This is a genomic window from Brevundimonas sp. Br13 (genome assembly GCF_055391505.1).
Genome location: NZ_AP044008.1, coordinates 2,629,701 through 2,652,727 on the forward strand (window position 1 = coordinate 2,629,701; position 23,027 = coordinate 2,652,727).

Annotated in this window: 27 protein-coding genes; all 27 read left to right on the top strand. The window is 64.5% G+C overall.

Translation table 11 applies throughout. The annotated features are described in order from the left end of the window. Positions 1 to 31: 31 nt before the first annotated feature. Positions 32 to 853: a hypothetical protein gene (locus ACZ5M6_RS13040; RefSeq protein WP_464158845.1), complete on the top strand. Its 822-nt coding sequence runs from the start codon at positions 32 to 34 to the stop codon at positions 851 to 853. 133 nt (positions 854 to 986) lie between these two features. Next, positions 987 to 2,176 (top strand): IS3 family transposase gene (locus ACZ5M6_RS13045; protein WP_165906610.1). Its coding sequence is split into 2 segments (ribosomal slippage): positions 987 to 1,239 and positions 1,239 to 2,176, totalling 1,191 coding nucleotides; the frame shifts between segments, so codons are not numbered across the junction. Beyond that, the gene (locus ACZ5M6_RS13050) at positions 2,173 to 2,475 is read left to right on the top strand and encodes a DUF6864 domain-containing function (protein ID WP_464158846.1); all 303 of its coding nucleotides are present in this window, start codon (positions 2,173 to 2,175) and stop codon (positions 2,473 to 2,475) included. Before ACZ5M6_RS13045 ends, ACZ5M6_RS13050 begins: the two co-directional genes overlap by 4 nt. After that, on the top strand, positions 2,475 to 2,762 hold the full coding sequence (locus tag ACZ5M6_RS13055) for a hypothetical protein (protein ID WP_464158847.1): 288 nt from the start codon (positions 2,475 to 2,477) through the stop codon (positions 2,760 to 2,762). Before ACZ5M6_RS13050 ends, ACZ5M6_RS13055 begins: the two co-directional genes overlap by 1 nt. A 565-nt stretch (positions 2,763 to 3,327) precedes the next feature. Next, positions 3,328 to 3,786 carry a terminase small subunit-like protein gene (locus ACZ5M6_RS13060; RefSeq protein WP_464158848.1) on the top strand — a complete coding sequence of 153 codons (459 nt, stop codon included), beginning with the start codon at positions 3,328 to 3,330 and terminating at the stop codon, positions 3,784 to 3,786. Further along, positions 3,719 to 5,293 (top strand): phage terminase large subunit, encoded by a 1,575-nt coding sequence (terL, locus tag ACZ5M6_RS13065; RefSeq protein WP_464158849.1) that lies wholly within the window; start codon positions 3,719 to 3,721, stop codon positions 5,291 to 5,293. Before ACZ5M6_RS13060 ends, terL begins: the two co-directional genes overlap by 68 nt. Next, positions 5,290 to 6,678 carry an anti-CBASS protein Acb1 family protein gene (locus ACZ5M6_RS13070; RefSeq protein ID WP_464158850.1) on the top strand — a complete coding sequence of 463 codons (1,389 nt, stop codon included), beginning with the start codon at positions 5,290 to 5,292 and terminating at the stop codon, positions 6,676 to 6,678. The genes terL and ACZ5M6_RS13070 overlap by 4 nt, the downstream gene beginning before the upstream one ends. 27 nt (positions 6,679 to 6,705) lie before the next feature. Continuing rightward, positions 6,706 to 8,136: a hypothetical protein gene (locus ACZ5M6_RS13075; protein ID WP_464158851.1), complete on the top strand. Its 1,431-nt coding sequence runs from the start codon at positions 6,706 to 6,708 to the stop codon at positions 8,134 to 8,136. A 4-nt stretch (positions 8,137 to 8,140) separates the two neighbouring features. Next, positions 8,141 to 8,590: a hypothetical protein gene (locus ACZ5M6_RS13080; RefSeq protein ID WP_464158852.1), complete on the top strand. Its 450-nt coding sequence runs from the start codon at positions 8,141 to 8,143 to the stop codon at positions 8,588 to 8,590. 11 nt (positions 8,591 to 8,601) lie between these two features. Then, on the top strand, positions 8,602 to 9,660 hold the full coding sequence (locus ACZ5M6_RS13085) for a major capsid protein (protein ID WP_464158853.1): 1,059 nt from the start codon (positions 8,602 to 8,604) through the stop codon (positions 9,658 to 9,660). Positions 9,661 to 9,718: 58 nt separating this feature from the next. Beyond that, positions 9,719 to 10,066 carry a hypothetical protein gene (locus tag ACZ5M6_RS13090; protein WP_464158854.1) on the top strand — a complete coding sequence of 116 codons (348 nt, stop codon included), beginning with the start codon at positions 9,719 to 9,721 and terminating at the stop codon, positions 10,064 to 10,066. Between the two features lie 3 nt (positions 10,067 to 10,069). Then, positions 10,070 to 10,561: a DnaT-like ssDNA-binding protein gene (locus ACZ5M6_RS13095; RefSeq protein ID WP_464158855.1), complete on the top strand. Its 492-nt coding sequence runs from the start codon at positions 10,070 to 10,072 to the stop codon at positions 10,559 to 10,561. Continuing rightward, positions 10,554 to 10,829 (top strand): hypothetical protein, encoded by a 276-nt coding sequence (locus ACZ5M6_RS13100; RefSeq protein ID WP_464158856.1) that lies wholly within the window; start codon positions 10,554 to 10,556, stop codon positions 10,827 to 10,829. The genes ACZ5M6_RS13095 and ACZ5M6_RS13100 overlap by 8 nt, the downstream gene beginning before the upstream one ends. 62 nt (positions 10,830 to 10,891) lie before the next feature. Then, positions 10,892 to 11,863: a structural protein gene (locus ACZ5M6_RS13105; protein WP_464158857.1), complete on the top strand. Its 972-nt coding sequence runs from the start codon at positions 10,892 to 10,894 to the stop codon at positions 11,861 to 11,863. Then, the gene (locus ACZ5M6_RS13110; RefSeq protein ID WP_464158858.1) at positions 11,860 to 12,234 is read left to right on the top strand and encodes a hypothetical protein; all 375 of its coding nucleotides are present in this window, start codon (positions 11,860 to 11,862) and stop codon (positions 12,232 to 12,234) included. Before ACZ5M6_RS13105 ends, ACZ5M6_RS13110 begins: the two co-directional genes overlap by 4 nt. After that, entirely contained in the window at positions 12,234 to 12,644 is a 411-nt protein-coding gene (locus tag ACZ5M6_RS13115; protein WP_464158859.1) for an HK97-gp10 family putative phage morphogenesis protein, read from the top strand. The genes ACZ5M6_RS13110 and ACZ5M6_RS13115 overlap by 1 nt, the downstream gene beginning before the upstream one ends. Beyond that, positions 12,641 to 13,069 carry a tail completion protein gp17 gene (gp17, locus tag ACZ5M6_RS13120; protein ID WP_464158860.1) on the top strand — a complete coding sequence of 143 codons (429 nt, stop codon included), beginning with the start codon at positions 12,641 to 12,643 and terminating at the stop codon, positions 13,067 to 13,069. Before ACZ5M6_RS13115 ends, gp17 begins: the two co-directional genes overlap by 4 nt. Positions 13,070 to 13,071: 2 nt before the next feature. Beyond that, on the top strand, positions 13,072 to 13,515 hold the full coding sequence (locus ACZ5M6_RS13125; RefSeq protein WP_464158861.1) for a phage tail tube protein: 444 nt from the start codon (positions 13,072 to 13,074) through the stop codon (positions 13,513 to 13,515). Beyond that, positions 13,515 to 13,895 (top strand): hypothetical protein, encoded by a 381-nt coding sequence (locus ACZ5M6_RS13130; RefSeq protein WP_464158862.1) that lies wholly within the window; start codon positions 13,515 to 13,517, stop codon positions 13,893 to 13,895. The genes ACZ5M6_RS13125 and ACZ5M6_RS13130 overlap by 1 nt, the downstream gene beginning before the upstream one ends. Positions 13,896 to 14,157: 262 nt before the next feature. Next, positions 14,158 to 14,523 (top strand): hypothetical protein, encoded by a 366-nt coding sequence (locus tag ACZ5M6_RS13135; protein WP_464158863.1) that lies wholly within the window; start codon positions 14,158 to 14,160, stop codon positions 14,521 to 14,523. A 74-nt stretch (positions 14,524 to 14,597) separates the two neighbouring features. Next, positions 14,598 to 16,838, top strand: coding sequence for a phage tail length tape measure family protein (locus tag ACZ5M6_RS13140; protein ID WP_464158864.1), 2,241 nt, complete (start codon positions 14,598 to 14,600; stop codon positions 16,836 to 16,838). Beyond that, the gene (locus tag ACZ5M6_RS13145; protein WP_464158865.1) at positions 16,838 to 17,419 is read left to right on the top strand and encodes a hypothetical protein; all 582 of its coding nucleotides are present in this window, start codon (positions 16,838 to 16,840) and stop codon (positions 17,417 to 17,419) included. Before ACZ5M6_RS13140 ends, ACZ5M6_RS13145 begins: the two co-directional genes overlap by 1 nt. Next, complete coding sequence (locus ACZ5M6_RS13150; protein ID WP_464158866.1) at positions 17,419 to 18,054, top strand: hypothetical protein; 636 nt, start codon at positions 17,419 to 17,421, stop codon at positions 18,052 to 18,054. Before ACZ5M6_RS13145 ends, ACZ5M6_RS13150 begins: the two co-directional genes overlap by 1 nt. 10 nt (positions 18,055 to 18,064) lie before the next feature. Then, positions 18,065 to 18,490, top strand: coding sequence for a DUF6950 family protein (locus ACZ5M6_RS13155; protein WP_464158867.1), 426 nt, complete (start codon positions 18,065 to 18,067; stop codon positions 18,488 to 18,490). Next, a complete protein-coding gene (locus tag ACZ5M6_RS13160; protein ID WP_464158868.1) occupies positions 18,491 to 22,000 on the top strand; it encodes a fibronectin type III domain-containing protein in 3,510 nt (1,169 codons plus the stop codon). It begins immediately after the preceding gene. After that, entirely contained in the window at positions 21,997 to 22,656 is a 660-nt protein-coding gene (locus ACZ5M6_RS13165) for a DUF4376 domain-containing protein (protein WP_464158869.1), read from the top strand. The genes ACZ5M6_RS13160 and ACZ5M6_RS13165 overlap by 4 nt, the downstream gene beginning before the upstream one ends. Then, entirely contained in the window at positions 22,653 to 23,027 is a 375-nt protein-coding gene (locus tag ACZ5M6_RS13170) for a DUF1353 domain-containing protein (RefSeq protein WP_464158870.1), read from the top strand. Before ACZ5M6_RS13165 ends, ACZ5M6_RS13170 begins: the two co-directional genes overlap by 4 nt.

The window sequence follows — 23,027 nt, forward strand, 5'->3', positions numbered from 1 at the left end:
CCCGTCACTCTGTCATCCAAGGATTCGCTCCATGAGCAAGCTCTCGAAACAAAAGGCCCGCCTCCGCAAGGGCCGCTACGCGAAACCCTCCCTGCCCCGCGTCATCGGCGCCAACGACAACCATCCCGCGGCAGTGAACGACAATGCGGCACCGGTGATGATCCGCGGCGTGAGGCTGACCGAGGGCCAGGCTCGCCGGTTCGCCGCCGCCCAGGACCAGCTGGCCAGCCCGCGCCTCGACGTCCAACGCGCCGGCCACCGAACCATGGAAGCGCTGGAGCAGGAGATCGAGGCCAAGCAGACGGCCCATGACGTCGAAGCGGCGCTAGGAGAGCGCCGAGACCTAGAGGCCCTGCGCGGCTACGCCATCGGCAAGTCAAAGGTCGAGGGTGCCGTCGGAGCGCCGCGTATCGCCCGTGACGGGCTGGAGACCCTGCTCACTGCCGGATCCATCACTCGCACCCAGCATGCGGCCGGGATGCTCTACCGCGCCGACTACGAGCGGATCGACCCGGAAAAGATGCTGACCCCGCCCCAGCTGGACCCGGAGAAGCTGAACGTCGTCCGAGGCGGAGACGGCTGGGACCACAAACGCCGGGAGATCGAGGAACGCGTTTTCGGCATCCACCTCATGATTTGCGGCGTCGATGCGCCGACGGAAACGGAGCGGCGGGCCCTGCCCAGGCTGCCGGCCGGGCATCCGGCCATGCGGGCGATTCATGCGCTGACGGAGATCGCCGGGAAGGGGCAGAACCTGAGCGACCTAACTTCCAGTGGATCGGTGAAGGCGCGTATCCGGGAGGACTTGATTTTCGCGTTAGAGGCGTGCGCTATCGCCTACGGGTTAGATTGAAAGGAGGAGACGTGCCAGTAGCTATAGTCGGGCGTGATATTATTGAGAACGGCTCTGTCGTGATGGACGTTGACGTGACCCCCTGAAACTCCTCCAGGAATAGCTAGAGTCCGCCCAACGAAGGACGGACAGAATGAAGCGATCGAGGTTCACGGAAGAGCAGATCATCGGGATCCTGCGGGAGCAGGAGGCCGGTGTAGCGACGGCGGAGGTGTGCCGACGCCACGGGGTCAGCTCGGCGACCTTTTACAAATGGAAGGCCAAGTTTGGCGGGCTCGACGTGTCGGAGGCTCGGCGGCTCAAGGCGCTCGAGGATGAGAACGCCCGGCTGAAGCGGATGCTGGCGGACGCGATGCTGGACAACGTGGCCCTGAAGGACCTGCTGGGAAAAAAGTGGTGACGCCCGCCGGCTATCGCGAGGCGGCTGGCCATCTGCAGGCCGCCTACGAGATGAGCGAAAGGCGGGCGTGCCGTGTTCTGGGCGTCGATCGGACGAGCGTGCGCTATCAGGCGACGCGCCCGGACGACGGCGCTCTGCGCGACCGGCTGAAGGCCCTGGCCCAGGAACGTCGACGGTTCGGCTATCGTCGCCTGCACGTGCTGCTGCGGCGCGAGGGCCATGCGGTCAACAGGAAACGGGTCCAGCGGATCTATCGCGACGAGCAACTGACGGTGCGCCGGCGCGGCGGCCGGAAGCGAGCGATGGGCACGCGGCGACCGCTGGACCTGCCGCTGGCGCCCAACCAGCGCTGGTCGCTGGACTTCGTCGCAGACCAGCTGACGGACGGGCGGCGCTTCCGCATCCTGACGGTGATCGATAACTGTACGCGCGAGTGCCTGGCGCTGGTGGCCGACACCTCGCTGTCGGGCGCGCGGGTCGTGCGGGAGTTGGACGCCGTCATCCGGCAGCGAGGGCGGCCCGACACCATCGTCAGCGACAACGGCACGGAGTACACCTCGAACGCGGTCCTGGCCTGGGCCGACGACACCGGCGTCGGCTGGCACTACATCGCGCCGGGCAAGCCCCAGCAGAACGGCTTCAACGAAAGCTTCAACGGGCGGCTGCGTGACGAGCTGCTGAACGAGACGCTGTTCCGCTCGCTGCCGCACGCTCGCGCCGTGCTGGAGGCGTGGCGACGCGATTACAACGAGCAGCGTCCGCACTCGAAGCTCGGGTGGCTGACGCCGCAGGCTTATGCAGAAGCGCTCACCGGACACATCGGCCGGCCTGCTGCGCTGGTTGATGGCTGCGCAGACCGGCCTCTTGCCAACCCAGCCGATCACAGCTCAGATCAACCTAGGACTCTCGTTATGGCTGGATGAGAAACGGGGGTCACGTCAACGTCGGAGAGAACACAGCCACGATCACTGTATCCGGTCTAAGATTTGAACTACACTGGAAGCAGGGGGACGGAGAACAAAGGGTTGAGGCCGAGGATATCTCGCCCGGCTCAGTCCGTATCACCTTGATCAACGCGGAAAATTCGCTGGGAGCGACCTACACCGTCCCGGATGTCGGCACAGTTGGCGGGAGACAGCTAGGATTTTCCCTGTATTGGCAATCTGTGCATGGAGCCAAGGGCACTAGCCGATTCTTCGCATACACGTTCACGGTACGCTAATGGCTGACGTACTCAAGCCAGCTAAAGACTTGGCCCGTGATGCATCAATTTCCTCGGACGCTCGGGAGGCCCGCAAACTTGAACTTGGGCTCGTAGGAAAGCTGTTTGGTGGCGGGGAGGAAAAGGCAGGAAACTTCGGCGCCGTAGCTTTCGCCCTCTCGCTTGTCGCACTTTTGGGGGTCCTCTTTATCTTGCCCGCCAATGATGAATCTAAGCCTCAGGCCCTGACCATTCTCGGGACCGTAGTGTCAGGCGCCTTCGGGTTCGTCATCGGGAAGAAGACCTGAGGGTTGACTCAGGAACGGTAATCGCGGACACACGCCAAGTGCGCAAGACGCGCCCGATCAGCCCCGACCCGCAACGGCCGGGGCTTTTTCGTGTCCGCCGCCCATGTGCGGAGCTACGGCGAAGGCTGGCGCTGGCGGGCTAGGATTGACCGGGAACCGGGCGCAACCTCCATGCCCTGGCCGCCGATGTCGTCACGAGCACGCTAGGGTCAGTCTCTGGCTTAACCGCCCGGGCCACCCTGTAGACCGCGTCCCGAACTGCGACTGCACCGCTGGTGCTGGACAGATCGTACTCCCCGTCCGGCAGATCATAGGTGACGCCGTTGCCCCCTCGGATAGTCCGGCTTGCGCCTAACCGCGCCATGCCTACGTGAAGGTCCTCGTAGTTCTTCTCGGTGGCGCGGTGAAGTACGATGCGGATTGTGTGCTGAGCCATTTGGGGCTCCCTGATAGGTCGCGCGATGTCGCGACACCTGCAGCGTGCACCCGTAGCGGCGTTCTGTAGATGTTTTTGGGCCGCGCGGATGTGGACAGTTCGTCATCCCTGTGGGTGCAAGGAGGCCGAATGGCTCGACCCAGCCTATTCAACGACGCGACAGCCGAGGAAATCTGCATCCGCATCATGTGCGGGGACAGTCTGGCCGAGATTTGCCGCGACGAAGAGATGCCGGCCTATCGCACGGTCATGCGGTGGCTGAAGGACGACCTGACGTTTCGGCAGAACTACGCGTCCGCGCGCGAGGATCAGGGCCACGCCGACGCTGACGCCATCGTGGACATCGCCAAGCGGATCATCAAGGGCGAGATCGACCCCGCCGCCGGCCGTGCCGCCATCGATGCTCTGAAGTGGACCGCCGGCAAGCGTCAGCCCAAGGCCTACGGCGACAGTCAAACGCTCAAACACACCGGCGCCGACGGCGGCCCGGTCCAGTTCGCGAACATGACGGAGGCAGAGATTGACGCTCGCCTCGCCGCAGCTCTCGCCGGAGGTTCTGAGCCGGCTTCCCCTTCCGAAGAAGATTGAAGTCCTCGCCCTTCTGGAGCGGAAGGCGGAGATCGTCAGGCTGAGGGAGGCGGAGGAACGGCTTGCCGCGGAGCGTCAGCGCCTGGAGCGAGACTTCTTCGCCATCCGCGAGCGCTGCGAAACCCTGGCCGGGTTCGTCCGCGAGGCCTGGCCGATCCTGGAGCCCGACACCAAGCTGGTCTGGAACTGGCATCTCGACGCGATCTGCCAGCACCTTGAGGCGGTGACCGACGGCCGGATCAACCGCCTCGCCATCAACGTCCCGCCCGGCTCCTCCAAGTCGATGATCGTCTCGGTGCTGTGGCCCGCTTGGGAATGGGGGCCGAGGGGGCGCCGCTCTCTCCGCTACCTGACTACCTCCTTCGCCGAAGACAGTGTGAAGCGGGACACCCGGAAGCACCGGGACCTGACCCTGTCGGATTGGTATCGGTCGCTCTGGCCTGAGGTCGTGCTGACCCGCACCGGCGAGATGAGCTTCGCCAACCAGGACACTGGCACCCGCGAAGGAACGGCGTTCGGCTCTCTGACCTCGAAGCGCGGCAACCGCCTCATCATCGACGACCCGCACTCGACCAAAACCGCAGAGAGCGACGCGGAACGATCGGCCACGGTGCGCCAGTTCCGCGAAGGCTCGCTGAACCGGCTGAACGACCAGGATCGAGATGCCATCGTCGTCGTGATGCAGCGCCTGCACGAGCAGGACGTCACCGGCGCCATCCAGAAACTGGGCCTGGGGTTCGTCATCCTCATGCTCCCGATGGAGTTCGAGCCGCAGCGGCGATGTGAGACCCGGATCGGCTTCAGCGACCCGCGCACCGAAGACGGAGAGCTGCTCGATCCCGTCCGCTTCCCCCGCAAGGTGGTGGACGACCTGAAGAAGGGCCTCGGCTCCTACGCCTATGCCGGGCAGTACCAGCAGCGTCCGGCTCCGCGAGATGGCGGCCTGTTCAAGCGATCCTGGCTCCCAGTTGTCGAAGCCATCCCCAATGACATCGTGTCGTGGTGCAGGGCCTGGGACATCGGGGCCACCAAGGGCGGGGGCGACCCGACAGCAGGCGTGAAGATCGGACGCGGTCGCGACGGCACGTTCTACGTCACCGACGTCTACCGGGCCCAGGAAAGCCCGTCCGAGGTCGAGCGCACCATCCTCGCCACGGCATCGCTCGATGGGCCCAACGTCACGATCCGTCTTCCCCAAGATCCGGGCGCATCCGGCAAGGCCTACGCCCAGACGCTGGTGAAGATGCTGGCCGGCTATCCGGTTAAGACCGTCGCCCCGACCGGCGACAAGGCCACCCGCGCCACTCCCGCCGCCGCCCAGGCTGAGGCCGGCAACGTCAAGCTGCTCCGCGGCGAATGGAACGAGGCTTTCATGGACGAGCTTTGCACCTTCCCCGCCGCCACGCATGACGACCAAGTCGATGCGTTCGCAGACGCCGTGAACGAACTGGCGTTGGCCCAGGTCTCGACCGTCGCCATGTTCCTGAAGAGCCGGCACCGCGGATGAGCGCGCGTCAGATGCTCGTGAACCGGGCGACCCGCACCCTGCAGGGCATGTTCCCCGGCTTCTTCGGAACAGCGAAGCACGACCATTACAAGGACTTCGGCTATCCGGCTGAGGTCACGTTCGAACTGGCCTATCACGCCTACACCCGCACCGGCCTCGGCAGCGCCGGGGTGGACAAGACGGTCGCCAAGACCTGGCAGGATGCGCCCTGGCTTCAGGAGTTCGCCCGCGACAACGGCGACGACACCCCAGAGACCAAGCTCGAAGGCGAAATCCGCAAGCGCTTCGCCGAACTGCGCGTCTGGCAGCAACTCGCCGAGGCGGATCGGCGCGGCCTCGTTGGAGCCTATGCCGGCGTCATCTTACAGCTAGCGGACGACCGGGCGTTTGATCAGCCTGTCACGCGGGTCAACGGCGGCCTTGAGGGCTTGGTCGAGATCATCCCAGCCTGGGAAGGCCAGCTCACCATCAGCGAGTGGCATACCAACCAGAACGACGCCAAGACCTACGGCAAGCCCAAGATGTTCGCCTTCCAAGAGGCGGCCGTCGATCGCTCGACCTCTCAGCCTCGGCAGTTCAACGTCCACCCCGACCGGGTCGTGATCTGGTCAAAGGACGGATCGGTCAACGGCCGGTCGTTTCTGGCTCCGGGCTACAACGACCTGCTGACGCTGGAGAAGATCAGCGGCGCCGGCGGCGAGGGCTTCTGGAAGAACGCTAAGTCCGGCCTCAGCCTGCAGATCGACAAGGACGCCAACATCACGAACATGGCCCAGGCCATGAATGTCGAGGTGTCTGAAGTCGTCGACAAGATGGAAGAGCAGGTGAAGGACTTCAACGCGGGCTTCGACGCCTCGCTGTTGATGCAGGGCATCACCGCCACACCCATGCAGGTGTCCCTGCCCTCGCCCGAGCATTTCTGGGCCGCGCCGCTTCAGTCCTACGCCGCCTCGATTTCGATGCCGTTGAAGATCCTTGTCGGGTCGCAGTCCGGCGAGCGGGCCAGCACCGAAGACGCTGCCGAGTGGAACAAGACCGTGATGGCGCGCCGCACCGGCATCGTCATCCCGAACATAATGGACATCGTCCGCCGCCTGGTCCGCTTCGGCATCCTCGCCGACAAGGACTGGAACCTCGATTGGTCGGACCTCACCGAGACCTCGCAGGAAGCCAAAGTCGCGCTGGCCGACAAGATGGCCGACGTGAATCAGAAGATGAAGGACACAGGCGAGTTCGTCTTCACGACCGAGGAAATGCGCGGTGTGACCGGGCGCGAGCCGCTGAAGGACGCCGAGAAGTATCGGGACGAGCAGCCCGACCCCGACGAAGAGCAGGACGCCCTCGACCTGCCCAAGACCGAAGATGAGCCGGCTCAGGCCGCCTGATCCACCCACAATCCGAAGGAGGCGCGCGTGCAACAGCATGACGTGAACGCCCGCACGTTCGTCGTGAACAAGGATCGGACGAAAGATATCGCGCTGGCCAAAGCCAAATTGCAGGACGCGATTGCTCTTCACAAGAAACATATGAACGGCACGGCCCCCACTACAGGCGCAGCCGGTGAGGAATCGCAGCAGGCGATGATGGACATGATGGTCGAGGCACTAAGCGCCTTGACCGGCGAGTCATCGTCTCGCGGTGACATGGCGTCCATGAATGATGCTGTCCGCGTCAACAAGGCCCTCATTGCCGGAGCACAGGTCCGCGTCAACATCCGCACCTTGGCCAACTCGGCGGCGATCAAGCGCGAGAAGCGCAACGGTCGCGACGTGATCATCGTCCCCTCGGCGACCCTGCCGGACGACGTCGTCATGAACGACATCCTCTATCCCGCCGCCGAGATCGCCAAGTCATTCAAGACCCTGGAGCGCACACCTGCTCCGCTGGGTCACCCGTCGGTCAACGGCAAGTTCCTCTCGGCCCGCGACCCCGAGGGCCTGAACCAAGGCTGGATCGGCGCCTGGAACGAGAACGTACGTCAAGAGGGCGGCCGCGTCCTGCTGGACAAGGTGATAGACGTCGAGCGCGCCAACCAGTCCGAGGGCGGCAAGCGCGTGCTGGCGGCCATCGACGCCGGCGACCCTGTCCACACCTCGACCGGGCTGCTGGCCATCATGGACGCCGCGAATGGCGACGTTCCCTACAAGTTCACCGCTCGCGACATCGAGTTCGACCACGACGCCATCCTTCTGGACGAAGACGGCGCCGCCACTCCCGACCAGGGCGTCGGCATGATGGTCAACTCGGCGGGCAAAGAGATCGACGTCATCAACAGCACCCTCACCGAGGATGCTGAGCGTGGGGTGGATTGGGCGCTGGATCACCTCGCCCAAGCTCTGGACCGGCGCGAACGTGCGTCGTGGCTGGAGCGCGTCAAAACCGCCCTTATCGAAGCCCTGAAAGGCTCCGAGCGGGTCCCCTCTGAACAGCAAAACAAGGACGCTGACATGACTGTCTCGAAAGAACAGTTCGATGCGCTGTCCGGCGAGGTGAAGACCCTCTCGGAAAGCGTTGCGAACATTGGCACCAGCATCGGCACTTCGGTCGCCGAGGCCGTCGCCAACGCGCTGAAGCCCGTCACCGATCAACTGACGGCGAACGCGGCCAATCAGAAGGCCAAGGACGACGCCGAGCACGCCGAACTGGTGGGCAAGGTGGTCAAGGCCAACCTGCTGGACGAAGACACGGCGAAGGAGCTGACGCTCAACGCCCTTCGCAAGCTGGCCCCGAAGGCTGAGCCCGGCAAGGCCGCGCCGATCGCCAACAGCGGCTTCAAGCTGCCGAGCGCCAATGGCGGCAAGCCCGCCTTCAAGGCCCCGGCCGCTCAGAAGACGGAGGCCTAAGCACATGCCCCGCTTCAACAAGATCTACGCTGGCCCCGTCACCGAGGTCACGCCCCAGGTCCAGGAGCGCATCTGCGCTGCTGTGGTCCTGCCGGGCATAGCCTTGGTGGAATCCGGTTCGGCCTTCGCCATCGCGGGCGCCAACAGCGGCGACAAGCTCTACATCGCTCAGGACAACTACCTGGCGCTGAAGGGCACCGACGACGCTTGGCCCGCCGGTGACACCGTCATCGGCATGGAAGCGCTGGATGAGCAGTTCTTCAACATCCGCGTCCCGACCGGCACCAATGTCGCTCGCGGCGCCGAACTGACCACCAGCGCGGCCGGCAAGTTCGTCCTCGCCACCACGGGCCAGAACGTCGCCTTCGTCGCCGAAGAGGCCTTCAACAACAACACCGGTTCTGACCAGCTTGTGCGTGCGCGCAAAGCCGGCCGGAACGTGGTCGCCGCCTAAGGAGGGCGAACATGCGCTATTTCGACGAACAGCTCGTCGCCAACTCCCGCCCGCACCAGCAATGGTGGGGCGAGCTGAGCGTGGCGCGCGAACACTTCCACCGGGTCGAAGACCAGCACGCCGCCCTCTACGGCGAGATGTCGGGCGTCACCAACGCCTCGGCCGTCCTGCCGCGCGACGCCTGGCTGGAGCTGGACACCATCACCACCCGCGTCATGCGGGACGATGGCGGCAGCGTCTTCATGGCTGACCTGATGCCGCTGGCCAAGCCGGTGAACATCGGCAAGCTGGTCCACATGACCCGCACCGCCTCGGACACCGCCAATCCGGTGTTCCGCTCGCTGTCGGGCCAGGTGCCGGTCGCCATGGACAAGACGGTCTACAACTACGCCGGCACCGTCGTTCCGATCTTTGCTGACGGCTACGGCCGCGAATGGAGGGAATGGAACACCCTGCAGTCCGAGAACTTCGACGCCCTGGCTGACGATCAGGAAGGCTCGATCGACAAGCTGAACCGCGACATGGCCAGCTATGCCCTCGACGGCGACACCACCATCAAGTTCCAGGGCTACACCGGCTACGGCATCCGCACGTCGCCGCTGACCAAACTGATCAACATCGGCGCGGGCGGGGCGAATATCGACCTGACCACGGCGACCCCGGATCAGCTGGAAGCGTTCTTCGTCGGGCCCTTCGGCGCGATGTTGGATGCCAACCTGATCACCGAGTCCGTCAACCTCTACATCAGCCCCGACATCGCCCGCGCCTGGGACCGTTCCTATTCGAACGCCCAGGGCTTCAAGCAAGGCACGATCCGCGAGTTCGTCGCTCGCAATCGTCGCATCAACAAGATCGAGGTGACGTGGCGCCTGACGGGCAACCAGTTCTTCGGCTTCGTGCCGAACGCTCGGTACATCCGCCCGATCATCGGCATGGCCGTGAACACCACGGCGATGACGCGCCTGAACCCGACGGACAACTACCAGTTCCTGAACATGGGCGCGATGGGGCTGGAGATCCGCGGCGACTACAACGGCAAGTCGGGCGTCTTCGCCTCGACCACGGTCTAACCCGGCGGGGCCTGGCTCCGGCTGGGCCCTTCCCTCATCGCGAGGAAAGGAGCGCTCCATGCGCATTCGCATCACCGCCGGCGGCATCTACGATGGCGAAGGCAAGGAAATCCCGGTCGGCACCGAACTCGATGTCACCGACTTCGACGTCAACGACGAAGGCCAACCGGTCGAGCCGCACCCCTGGAGCGGCCGGTTTGTCGCGATCGGCGGCGGCAAGAAGGGCAAGAAGGGCGTCAACAACGACGGCGCCCTGAAGGCCGAGCATCACGGCGGCGGCAAGTTCAACATCATCCAAGGCGAACAGGTGCTGCTGGAAGGCATCTCGAAGGCCGACGCCGATGCCTTCAATGCCCTGTCCGACGAGGACAAGCAGGCGTTCGTCGCCTCGCAGGCCAAGGCCTAAGACGTGGCGGGCTACGGTTCAGACGAAGGGTTCAACGAGTGGGCGGTCGAGAACGGCTATTCCACCTCGACTGGAGACCTGACCGTAGCCCAGTTGCGCCAGCGGGCCAGCGACTACCTCGACGGCCTCTACGGTGCTCGGTTCCGCGGCGAGCCAGCTGGAGGCATTGACCAGGAGCGCGCCTGGCCCCGCGTCAACGCTCTGGCATGGAAGACGCCGGTCGCCGCCAGCGTGGTCCCACGCAACGTCATCGTCGCCAGCTATCATGCAGCCATCCAGGAAGCGCTGAAGCCCGGCTCGCTCTCGATTTCCGCAGCTAACTCCGGCGCCCTGAAGCGCAAGAAGATCGACACCCTCGAAAAGGAATACTTCGAGGGCAGCGGCAACGCTGTCACCGACAACACGCTGCGGCTGAGCGCCGTCGAAGGCCTGCTCGCCCCGTTCCTCATTCCAGAAGACGCGCCAGCCGCGCTCGGCCTATGGGCGGTTGGCTGACATGCTGACCTGTGCGACTGTCCAGTCCGTGACCCGCCGCATCGACAAGGATGATCCTCGCGCGACCGCCCCCGACATGGCGGCGCGGATGGCGACGGAGATTCTGCTGGACATCGTCACGTCGGCCGATCTGCTGACCAAGGCGATCATCCGCGATAACCCGGTCGAGCAGCAGCAGAAGATCATCGAGGTCGCCCGCGCTCAGTTTGAAGCCTACCTGGATCTGATGGCTCAGGCGGCCCATCACGCTCGGGCCCTGAAGCCCTAAACGACATGGCAAGACGACCGTCCCAACGACGGCTCTTTCGGGAGCTGGCGGCGAAGTATGGCGTGGAGGTCGCTGAGGCGTTCCTCGCTTCGATCCGGGACATCACCCGGCAGATCGAGGTCCAGAAGCTGCTGCTGGCTCTGGAGCGCCGCGACCTCGAAGCGGCGATGCAAGCCCTTCACCTCAACCGAGCCGCCTTCCAGCCCCTGGAGGCCAAACTCACGGAGGCATTTACGGCCGGGGGTCAAGGCGCGGTCGCATCCATGCCGGCCGCCGTCTCCATCGGGTTCAGGTTCGACCCCGGCAATCAGCGCGCGGCCGCGATCATCCGAGAACGGGCGGCCCGTCTCATCACAGGGCTGATCGACACTGAGATTGAACAAGCTCGCGCATTCCTCGCCGACGGCATGGCGAGCGGCGCCGGTCCTCGTTCTGTAGCCCTGGATCTGGTCGGACGCATCAGCCGGGCGACGGGTCACCGCGAAGGCGGTCTGATCGGTCTGTCTGGCCCCCTTCGTGACTACGTCGCCACTGCCCGCGCCGAACTGGCGTCGACGGACCCTGTCCTACTCCGCAACTACCTGACCCGCAAACAGCGCGACCGTCGCTACGACCGGGCCGTGACCCGAGCCATCGAGACCGGCAAGCCCATTCCGGCCGAGACCGCCCGAGCAGCCATCACCCGCTATTCTGCCCGTTTGGTCCGGCTCCGCGGCGAAGTCATCGCCCGCACTGAGGGCCTTCCCGCGATCCGAGCCGCCAAGCATGAGGCATTCCAGCAGCTCGCCGACGATGGCCGGGTCGACGTCATGGACATCGTGCGCGGATGGTCCACCACGACGGACGGTCGCGAGCGCGACACCCACGGCGCCATGAACCGGCAAGAGGTCCGGGGTCTGGATGCGCCGTTCGTCAGCCCAAGCGGCGCGCGCTTCAGGTTTCCCGGCGACACCTCACTCGGCGCTCCGGCCAAGGAGATCGTCGCCTGTCGCTGCGACGAGTTCATCGCGATCAGACGCAGGTGGCCACTATGAGCATCATCACTGGCGTCGCGGCAGAAGCGCTGGCTGACTTCGGCGACGATTTCGAGGACGGCGTCCTTTCCGTGCCCGGGGAGCGTACCTCCGACGGGCAAGGCGGCTGGACGGCGGGTGAACCGACCGACTACCCCTGCAAGGCCCTGGTCAGCAGCTACAAGGACTATCGCCGGATCAGTCTAGGCATCCCCGCCACAGACCGCCGCGTCCTGGTCCTGGCGGCAAGCCTCCCCGCCGGTGTCTATCCAGCCAAAGGGCATAAAATCACCGCTCCAGACCCCGCCAAAGGGCTGGCCATGACCACCTTCGACGTGATCGAGCGCACCGGAGACCTTGCCGGCGCTCTCGCTGAACTACAGGCCCGGTAGTGGCCAAGGTCACGCTGGATTTGGGAGCCATCGACAAGCTGTCATATCGGGCGGCTGAGGGTGGGATTCGTGCGGCGCTTGGCGAAGGCGAGACGATCCTCAAGCGCAATATCCTCGCCCAAGAAGGAACCGGACGCATCTATGATCGTGGCGGACGGACGCACCAGGCATCGGCGCCAGGCCGTCCGCCGGCCGCAGACACAGGCAATCTCCGCGCCAACACCAATGCCGATCCAGCCATCCGACAAGACGGCACCGATCTGGTCGGGTCAATCGTGTCCAACACCGAGTATTCCGAGGCATTGGAGCGCGGGACGGAGCGCATGGCGGCAAGGCCCTTTATGGGTCCGCTGGCAAGCGATCATCGCGATGATCTCCATCGGGCCTTTGTCCGAGGGGCTAAGGAATGAACAGCACCAAGGCTATCTTCGACCGGCTATCGGCAGACTCCAGCATCATAGCTGAGCTCGAAGTCTTCGAAGGCGCACCCGCGATCTTCAACGACCGCGCTCCGGACGCCTTCGTCTTCTACAACAAAGCTGCGCTCATCATCGCAGCGCCGACGGGCGACGACCCAACCGAGACTTTCACCGAGGCGGGCCGCGAAATCCGGCAGGACATCCGAATCTACGCCAAGGATGACGGTTCGACCGCCGCCATTCACGCCCTGGCCCGCGCTGTCCGCGACCTATTCCACAACCAGCCAGAGGCCCTGACCATGACCGGCGCCGTGCCGATCATCTGTCAGGCCGCCGGACCCACTGTCTCCCCAACGACCGATCCGTCCCTGGTCGGCCGACGCATCTCGCTTCGCCTTGAACTCGAAAGGATCTGATCATGGCTATCAAGACCAAAGGCAATGTCGCCCTCGAAATGGACACCGCCACCTCCGGAGGCCCCACCTTCACCAAGGTTCCGGGCGTATTCTCGAACGATGGCGGCGGCACCACGACCGACCGCGTGGACGTGACGGACTTCGACACCGTTGGAAACAGCCGTGAGTACATCAGCGGCCTTTCCGAGGAGCAACCTCTGTCGTTTGAGCTTCACTATCAGCCCGGAAACGCGGTGCAGGAAGCCATCCGCGCCGCCAACGCCGCCGGCACCACAAAGACCTTCCGTCTGGTCTTTGGCGAGGCGGACGACACGAACCCCGAGACCTACACCTTCACCGCGTTCGTCAGCTCCTATGGTGTTCCGCGCGGCCCCATTGAAGGCAAGCTGTCCGTTCCCTTCGAACTGCAGCCCGCAGCCGCTGGTACCTGGGCCGACGTCGCCTGATGAGCGACGCCTATCTCGGAGTTGTTCACTTTCCTCATGAAGGTCGAACGATCCCGCTCCGCTTCACCTTGGGCCGTATCGCCCAAATGGGGCGAGAGACCGTCGTCATGAAACTGGCGCTGGCCACCCGGGGCGGCGAGGGAGACGGACAAGCCCTTGCCGATCTGCTGGAGCTTGCGTCAGGCGGAGAACTGAAGGCAGTGGACTTGGTTGATCAGGTGTTGGGCTTTGATACAGCCCTGATCGCCCTACACGACGCATGGGCGCTTTCCCGCTTCGGCCCCAAGGGTAAGCCGCAGGGTCAGCGTGAGAAAAACCCTCTAAAGCGCCTCTGGACGTCATTGAAGACGCTCTGGAGGCGGGTGCGCGGGCCGGCCTGACGCTCACCGAGATATTCGACCACACCTTTTTCACCCTGCGGCTTGCAGTCATGGGCGCCGCGAGCAGAGACGCCACGATGGCTACCGCTGTCGGCTGGTGGACGGAGCGGTTTGCGCGCGAAAAGGTGCTTTCTCCGCTTTCCGCCTATCTGGACGACGAGGCTGATGAAGAAGTCGATGAAGCGGCCCGTCTAAGAACTTGGGCTCAAGGCGTCGACGCGAGGTTCGCTCGGAAGTAGCCTCCGCTGAAATGGAGGGAAGCATGGACGACAAGGACGTGGAGATCGCGCGGCTCAAGGGCCAGATTGAGGGGATGCAGCAGGCAGCGAGCGCGAAGCCGCGGCCCAAGTCAGAGGGGGATCAGCCGAACCGAGTGGGCATACTCATTCTGCTGGTGGTGTTGGCCATAGTTGGCATCTTCCTTGCGACCGCATGGAACAGCGGCAAGCAGCAGGCAAAGGAGGACGAGGCATTCACCTATCCCTGCCAACTAGCATCTGAAAAACCCGCAGAGGCTCAAGCCTGTGTCGATAGCATGAAGGCCATGTACAAGGGGCCGCTCGACGATCCTGACATGGTGGCGAACGCTGCGGCAGAGCATGTTCGGCGATACCGCGAAGGCAGATAGAGAACCACGCGTTACCGCATATTGAAACGACCAATCTAAGGGCTCTTCGGAGCCCTTTTTTCTTTGGGGGTCGCATGACCGTAGTCGGTTCCGCCGAGTTCGAAGTTCGGGCCAATCGGTCCAAGTTGGCGAATGATCTCCGCGAGCAAGAGCGCGAAGTGAAGGCTTCGCTTGACCGAACCGAGCGGCAAGCGACCCAGCAACTCACGAAGCTGCAACGAGCCAGCCGGCTCAACCTGACCCGCCAGGGCGCGGACGTCTTCACGTCGGCCGCCGGCGGCGCCAGTCCGAGCATGATCGCTTTTCAGCAGGGACCACAGATCCTCGACGCTCTGGCGACGAGTGGGATCAGGGCGAATGGCGCGATGGTCACGCTGGGTGCCGGGCTGACAGCAGCCGCAGCGGGCGTCGTCGTCTTGGCGGCTGCTTGGCAGAGAGGCGAAGATTCCGCTCTCGCATACGAGCGGGCCGCGACAGGCGTCGGGCGCGTTGCCGGCCTCACCGCTGAACAGCTCCAGGAACTCACTGAAGTCGCTGCTGAGCAGGGTGAGGTGTCGATCAAGGCGGCACGCGAACAAGCAGCAGCGTACCTTGCGACTGGTCAGGTCGGCGGCGAAACCCTGTCCCGGCTTATCGCGCTAGGGCGAGACTACTCGGCCTTCATGGGCGTGGACGCTGCGGAGGCAACCAAACAACTGGCGAAGGCCATGGCCGACCCAGCCAAGGCCGGTCACGCTCTCACCGAGCAATTCGGGCTGCTAGACCAGGCGCAGCTTCGCGACATCGACAACATGATGGAGCAAGGCGATCTTCTGGGCGCCCAGCGCGTCCTGCTAGAGGGTCTGAGCGGAGCCGTCACCGGACATGCGGATAAATTGGGCGAAATCGAAAGCGCCTGGGACGCCATAGGCCGGTCGATCTCGGACGCCATCGAAAAGGCGGGCCAGTTTCTCTACACGACGCAATCCGAGCGCCTTCAACAGATCATCGACAGGCGCAGCAGCATCGAACGAGGGCAACGCGCAAGCGGTCGTCCCCTAGATGCCAGAACCCAAGGCATTTATGACACCCTGGGACGTGAAGGCTCAGCAATTCTCGCTGAGCGTCAACGAAACGCGTCCGCAGCCGCTACGGCACAGGCCAACCAAGCGGCTGAGCGAGAGCGCATCCGAAAGGAACGGGAGGCGGAAAGCCGCCGGCTTAGTAGCCAAAGCGGATCAACCCGCTCATCCGGCATCAGCAGCCGCGCGTCGGACACCTTGCGCGATCTATCCGCGCAGCGCGAAGCGCTCCAGCTTCAGATGCAGATCAGCCTTCTGCGGGCCAAGGGGCTGAGCGACGAAGCCGAGGCCGTCCAACGCCGCCTGGACGTCCTTTCCCTGACCAAGCAGCTCGAGTCGGCTGGGGTGGAAAACGCCGCTGAGGTGGCCCGGCAGCAAGTCGATGCTCTGACTGAGGCAGAAGCCCGCCAGCGCGGCTTGAATAATGCGAGGGAGCAGGGTCAGCGCTATCTTGAAATGGCAGTCGCGGCCCAGCGTCGTAACAACGACCAAGCCCTTGAGCGCGTTCGCTATGAGGCCCAGATTGCAGGGCTACGAGGCAACCCTAAAATCATCGAGGCGGCAGAGCGTGAGCTCTACATCGCCGAACGGGTCAACGCCTTGCTGCGAGACAAGGAAGGGCTGATTACCGCCGCCGACCTCGCCGCAGCAACGGCCCAAGCGACCAATGAAGCCGACACGCTGGGATCAGCGGAACGCGAAGGCCGACTTCGCGACGAGTTCCGGCGATCTTTCGTTGATGGGATGCGTGCCGCTCTTGATGGCGATGTCTCAGGCCTATTCGAGAGCCTTGCTGATCGGTTCACAGATCGGATGTTGGAAAACCTAGCCGACGATCTGTTCGATGTGCTTCAGAACGCCAACAGAGGCGGTAACGGCGGTTTCCTTGGGTCGATATTCAGCGGCATCAAAGGGATGATCCCCGGCTTTGCCTCAGGCGGCTCCATCAGCAAAGGCGGCTTGGCCTACGTCCACCGGGGCGAGGTGCTGGCCAATCTGTCGGCTGGGACTGACATCATTCCTGCCCATGCTGTCAGGGCCATGGGCGGCATGGCAGGCAGCATGGGCGGAGCCTCACGCGGAGGAACAGCTGTCATGTTCGATCTCCGAGGCGCGGTCATGACGGCTGACCTTCTGTCGCAGATGGAGGTGATGGCGGCTGAGTCCGGCGGCGCTGCATTCAGTGGCGCCCGCCAGACCGTCCCTTCTGATCTGGCGCGTCGTAACCGCTACAGCCTGGGGCGTCGCGGCTGATGGCCGTCTTGATCCTGCCGACGGATCCGGCTCCGTCGAATATGGTGATCGGGCTGATCACGGCGAAGAACACACTGGCCCCTGCTTTCGGGGACGGAGAGCAAGAGCTTGTCCGCAAGGGCAGCCGCTACGCCCTCACCTTTCAGATGCCGCCGATGTCCTACGTCACGTCGATGGATTGGGACGACCTGATGGCGGAAGGCGACACGGTCGTCATGAAGGTGCATCAGCCGGGCTTCGACACAGGCGCGCCAGGGACGCCGCGCGTGAACGGAGCCGGACAATCCGGGTCGTCTCTGGTGATCGACGGGCTGACGAACGGGTATGTCATCCGCAAGGGTCAGTTTTTGTCTGTGGTGACGTCCGGTCGGCGATTCCTGTACCGCGCCCGATCCAGCGTCGCGGCGTCCGACGGTTCCGCAACGGTGCCCTTGCGGACCATGCTGCGGTTCCCGCCAGCCGACAATGACGTAGTGGAAATCGCCCAGCCCATGATCGAGGGCTTCGTCCGTGATCTTGGGGAGTGGTCGGTCGGCGTGAACAGGCTGGTCGGACTCCAGTTCACGGTGAGGGAGCGCTGATGGACAGCAACCTCGTCGCCGCGCTTCAGCAGCCCTCGTTCGTCAAATGCACCCTCGTCCGCCTGGACATGCCCGGCGGCGCCATTTGCCTGACGGACGGCGGCTTCGTGGTCTTCGACGCTGGCGAAGGTGAAGGCCCGGAGCCCTATGTCGCCCATCATCCGGTTTATGGATCGCTAGATACGATCGGCAACGCTAAGGACGGCGCCGAGGCCCAAACAACCCGGATCGACATCGGCATTCTGCCGGCCTCAGACACCGCCGCGGCGGCGCTGGGCTCTCCGAACGTCCAAGGCGTCCGGGTCCAGTGGTGGGAGGGCGCGGTCGATCCAAGCGCAGGCCTGCTGATCGGCGCACCCGAGCTGAAGTTCGACGGCGAGATCGACAAGCCGCGTTTTCAGGTCGGCGACAATTGGCTTCTGGTCCTGGAGTGCGGCACCCAGGCGGAACGCCAGCTGGAGCCGAACGCCGACTGGCGGCTGAACAACGCCTTCCATCAGCTGATCTGGCCCGGCGAGTTGGGCCTCTCGTTCGTGGACGGCGTGACCCGCAAGAAGGAATGGCGGAGCCGTCCGGAAAACCCCGGCGTGTTCAAGCGCCTGCTGAAGTCCTTCGTGCCCTTCCTGCCCGACTAGGGACTGATCCATGACCACGATGCTGAAACGGGCGGCGGCGACGCAGGCCTGTATGGACCGGTTCGCCTATAAGCCGGTCGAACCCGGCGTGCGCGACTGCGGCAAGCTGGCGGCGCATGCCCTGCATAAGCAGGGACGGTCGGCCAAGCTGTTGAACGCCTCGCGCCACAAGACCTGGCGCGGCGCGCTGGCCTATCTGAAGCGAACCGGGTTCGCGTCGCTGGTCGATCTGATCGACGCGATGGAGCTGGAGCGGATTGCGCCGGCGGCGGCCCTGCCCGGCGATCTGATCGCCCTGCCGTCCGAAGAAGGCGACGGGTTCGGATGCTCCCTGGCGGTGGCCCTGGACAACGGCCGGGTGCTGGCCCTGAACCGCGTCAGCGGCCTGATAGAACCGATGATCCCCCACATGTTCGTCTGCGCCTGGAGGGTGTGAATGGCTTTCGCCCTTCCGGCCGCCGCCAGCGCAATCTCCGCCGCAGCACCGGCCGCCGCCGCGACGGCCGCCAAGGCGACGTTGATGACGACGCTGAAGAGCGTCGCCTTCAACGCCCTGACCAATCTGGCGATCAGCACGGCCCTGTCCGTGTTTCAGCCGCAGGTGGGGCAGTCGGGCCGGACGTTCGAGTTCGTGATCGACCCCGATGGACCGATCCCGTTCGCGGCGGGTCGGGTCGGCGTCGCGGGGTCGGTCATCCACCGGGACACCTTCGGCCCGGACCTTATGTATTACGGCGTTCCGTTCGTCCTGTCGGGCGCGGGGCCGATCACGGCCATCGAGTCGTTCAAGGCCGACGACTATCCGATGTCGTTCGACGCCAACGGCGGCGCGACGACCGAGCCGTATCGGCAGGAGCTGTTCTTCCGTTACGTCCTGGGGCATCAGCCCGCCCCGGTCGCCCTGACGACGCCCTCCGGCTTCAAGAACGGCGCGACCCTGCCCGGCTGGACATCGGCGCACAAGCTGTCCGGAAAGGCGGCCGGCGTCATCTTCATGGCCGAGAACTCCAAGGGTTCGGCCTTCCCGACCGGCGAGATCAAGCCGCTGGTTCAGATGATGGGGCTGAAGGGCTGGGACCCGACCCTGGACAGCACCTATCCGGGCGGCTCCGGCCCTTGCCGTCTGCACGATTCCAGTACCTGGGTCACCCTGACCTGCCCCATCCTGTGGGGGCTGAAGTGGGCGCTGGGCCTGTGGGAAGGGCCGACTCTGAAGGGGGCGCCGGCGCACGGCAGCACGACGGACTATCAGGTCGGCGGCATTGGGGCGAAGCTGTCGGGCATCGACGTTCCGGCCTTCGTCGCCGCGTCGAACATCGCCAAGGCCAACGGCTGGACCGTATCGGCCTATCCGAACACGGACGACGACAAGCACCAGGTGCTCCAGTCCTTCCTCCAGGCCGGGGGAGCCATCTATTCGCAGCGGGCGGGCAAGATCAGCTGCATCAGCCGCGCCGCGCCCCGGACCAGCATCGTCACCCTCTCGGCCGCCGACACGGCCGGGCCTCTGGAGATCGACGCCGCCGCCAGTCGGATCGACCGCATCAACACCCTGCGTCCGCGCTTCTGGAGCCCGGCGCACCGGTGGCAGATGACGGCGCTGGACGGCGAGGTCACGGCAGAGAGCTATCGCGAGGAAGACGGCGCGGTTCGGTCGCGCGGGGTCGACTATCCCTATGTCTCGAACGCGGTCCAGGCCGCCCAGCTGGCGGCGCTCCAGATCGCCAATACGCGCGAGGGCATCGCGGGCGTGATCCCGCTGAAGCCGCACCTCCAACGCATCCGGCCGGGCGACGCCTTCACCATCACGGAACCGGGCTTTGTCCTGAACGGGCTGAAATGCCTGTGCCTGAGTACGGACTATGATCCGGCGACGGGCGTGGTGCGGGTGTCGTTCGTCAGCGAGACGGACGGGAAGTATCCGTTCGCCCTGGGTCAGAGCCCTACCCCGCCGGAACCGCAGGTTCTGACGCCGGTCGATCCGCGCTACGTCACCCCTCCCCTCCCTGGCGATTGGACCATCACGCCGCGACCCCCGGCGCCCGGCGGCGGCGGCCTCCCCAGCTTCGACCTTACCGGCGTTGTCTCTAACGACACCGCGACGGCTATCATCGTGGAATATGGTCCGACGGCGACGGGACCGTGGAAGCAGGCCTATCAGGGCCCGCCGACCGTCACGAACATCCCGATCGAGGGGCTTCAGCCCGGCGCGACCTACTATGTCGCGGTTCAGTACCAGAGGAACCAGAACTATTCGGACCGCTACGTCTACGGTCCCTACACGGCGCCTCTGCTGGACCCGTCACCCAACGCGCCGACCATCCAAGCGATTAACGCCGACATCACTGCGGCCTTCGGCGACATTTTCGACGTGTCCGCCCTCGTCAGTCAGGCCCGAACCGACATCGACGCCCAAGGGGCCGAGATCGCGGCGGCGCGTGGTGATCAGCCTAGCCTGAACAGCCGCATCGTTCAGGTGAACCAGGCGCGGATCGAGGGGGACACGTCGAACGCCCAAGCCATCGCCTTGGTCGAAGCTCGCACGGCGAACACAGAAGCCGACATCATCGATCTGGAGCTTGCGCTCGCGACGGAGACAGGCGCGCGGGCGCAGGCGATCCAGCAGGTCAGCGCCAGCAGCCGTAATCGTCCCAACATGCTAGCGAACGGCTCGGGCGAGCTGGGTTTGCGAGGGATTTCTTGCATCCATATCGGCGGGGGCGGCGTGGTGACGCCGCTGGCTCTATTCGCCGAAGATACCAGCTGGGGTCGGATCATCCGCATTGGCCCATTCGGCGGCGGAACATACATCTTAGAGTGGGATAATGTGACCGCGGTCGCGTCCACATCATTCACGATTACGGGGGATGCTGCCGTCTTGGGCCTCGCGGCGCAGGATCGCAGCTATTTCGACATCCAGTGTCTGGATGGCAACGGCAACCTCGTTCCCGGAGGGGATGGCGACCAGAACCCCATCTACGGTTCGCATGACTTTTCACCAGATGACGCCAACCGAAACGCCTATGCGGTGTCGTTCACGACGCCAGCAGGGACCGTCCGGGTGCGCAGCCGGTTCATCGTAGAGGCTCAGAACAGTAACCCATCCTACATCGCCGTCCGACAGGTGAAGACCGAGCGTGGCTCGCTGCCTGCGAGTCGATACAGCGCCGACGCGAGCCAAGCTGTGATCGAAGCCTCCGTCACCGAACAGTCCCTCGCCATCATCGATCTGGAGACCCAGCAGGCGCTGGCCTCCTACCAGCTGATCGCGTCGGCGACGGGGGGCAAGCCCGCCCGGTTCGCCCTCGTCTCGTCCACGGCTGGAAGCTACGTGGCGATCGACGCCCCCTATATCTTCTGGGGCGACAACACCGTTTTCGACGACGCGACCGACACGCTTCAGACGACTGTTGGTCCCAATATCCGTGTCCTCGCCTTCGGCGCTCCGTTCGGCGCCAGAGGGAACTTGCTGGAATGGTGGGGTCCCTCCAGCATCGCGATCGGATCCATGACCACAGCGAACGGCCTTAATGGCCGGATGACGACGGCGCCCTACGTGTTTGACAATGTCGTCGTCACGGTTGCCGCGCGCTTCGCCGCGGGCACGGTGACAGTCTTCCGGACCACGTCTTCGACGACGGCGGCCCAGCTGACGTCCACGGGTACGGTCCTGGTCGAGGCGTCCGTGACCAGCACCAGTGAAGACGACGTAACCGCACCGATCGTCACGGCCGACGTGGTCGGCGTCAGCAGCGGCGGCGTCGAAACCGTGTTGGCGACCAAGTCCATGGGATCGGGCCTGCCGGAAGATCCCCTGGTCTACACCTTCGCACCGGTTCAGGGCTCTTACCCTACCTATCGCGTCAAGGTGCGCGGCAGTGGGCCGGTCAGCAAGGACGGGCAGTCAACCGTAGAGGTCACACTGAAGACCTCTCCCGTGGCGTGATCGTCAATCTCTGTTCAGAACTGGAAATTCTCATGACTGATTTGCCTGCGTCATTTGGAACCAAGGCCGCCGTAGAAGAGGCGATCCGTTCTCGATTCTCAGAGATTTCAGCCATCCTGTCAGCGGTCGGGGTCAATCCAGCGCTGTACCCGGCCGGCTTGCCGGCATCGCTCGCTCGAGCGATGCGGTTTTCCGCCACCATGGCGTCCACTCTGACGCCGCCGGAACCCCTGACGCCGGAAGAGGTGGTGGCGCGCCTTTACATGGCCGTTGATGCCGAGCGTGATCGCCGTCTCGCTTTGGATTTCATCTATGACTTCGGAGAGACGCAAGCGGTCGATGACAGCGGAGACGAGATCCAAGCCGGCGAGCGCCGTCTCCAGATGAGCCCCCTGGACCGTTCAAACTGGCAAACCTTGCAAGGCGCGGCGTTGACGGCAGTGGTCGGCGGCGCGCCTGAAACAATCCTGCCCATTAGGGCTGAGGACAACTGGAATATCCAGACGAATGCGGCGCAGGTGTTGCAGGTATTGGCGACCATGACGGCATATGGCGCGGCGTTGCTGTTCCACGGCGGCGCACTGAAGAGCGCCATCCGAGCGGCGGAAGACCCGGCATCAGTCGACATCCTGGCGGGATGGCCAGAACCGTCGTGAGCCGCTTCACCGAGGCGACCTGGGAGCGAACCGGCGAGATCAAGAACGCCCGCCCGGTCTACTTCCTCACCTCGCCGCTGGCTTATGAAATCGGCTTCCTGGGATCGGGATGGACGATCACCGCCCCGGAGGGGTTCTGTACGGACCTGGCCAGCCTGCCCGGCTGGTTCGCGCGCACGTCGGCCGGGATGCGACTGGCGGATCAGATCGCCAGATCCGCCGTCGTCCATGATCGGATGCGGACCGACCGCAGATGGCCGAAACTGTTGGGCGATTACGTCTTCTTCGAAGCCTTGGGCGTCGATCGGGTGCCACTGGGCTGGCGGCTGATCTGCCTCTTCGCCGTCGCCCTGAACTTCAGCCGATATTGA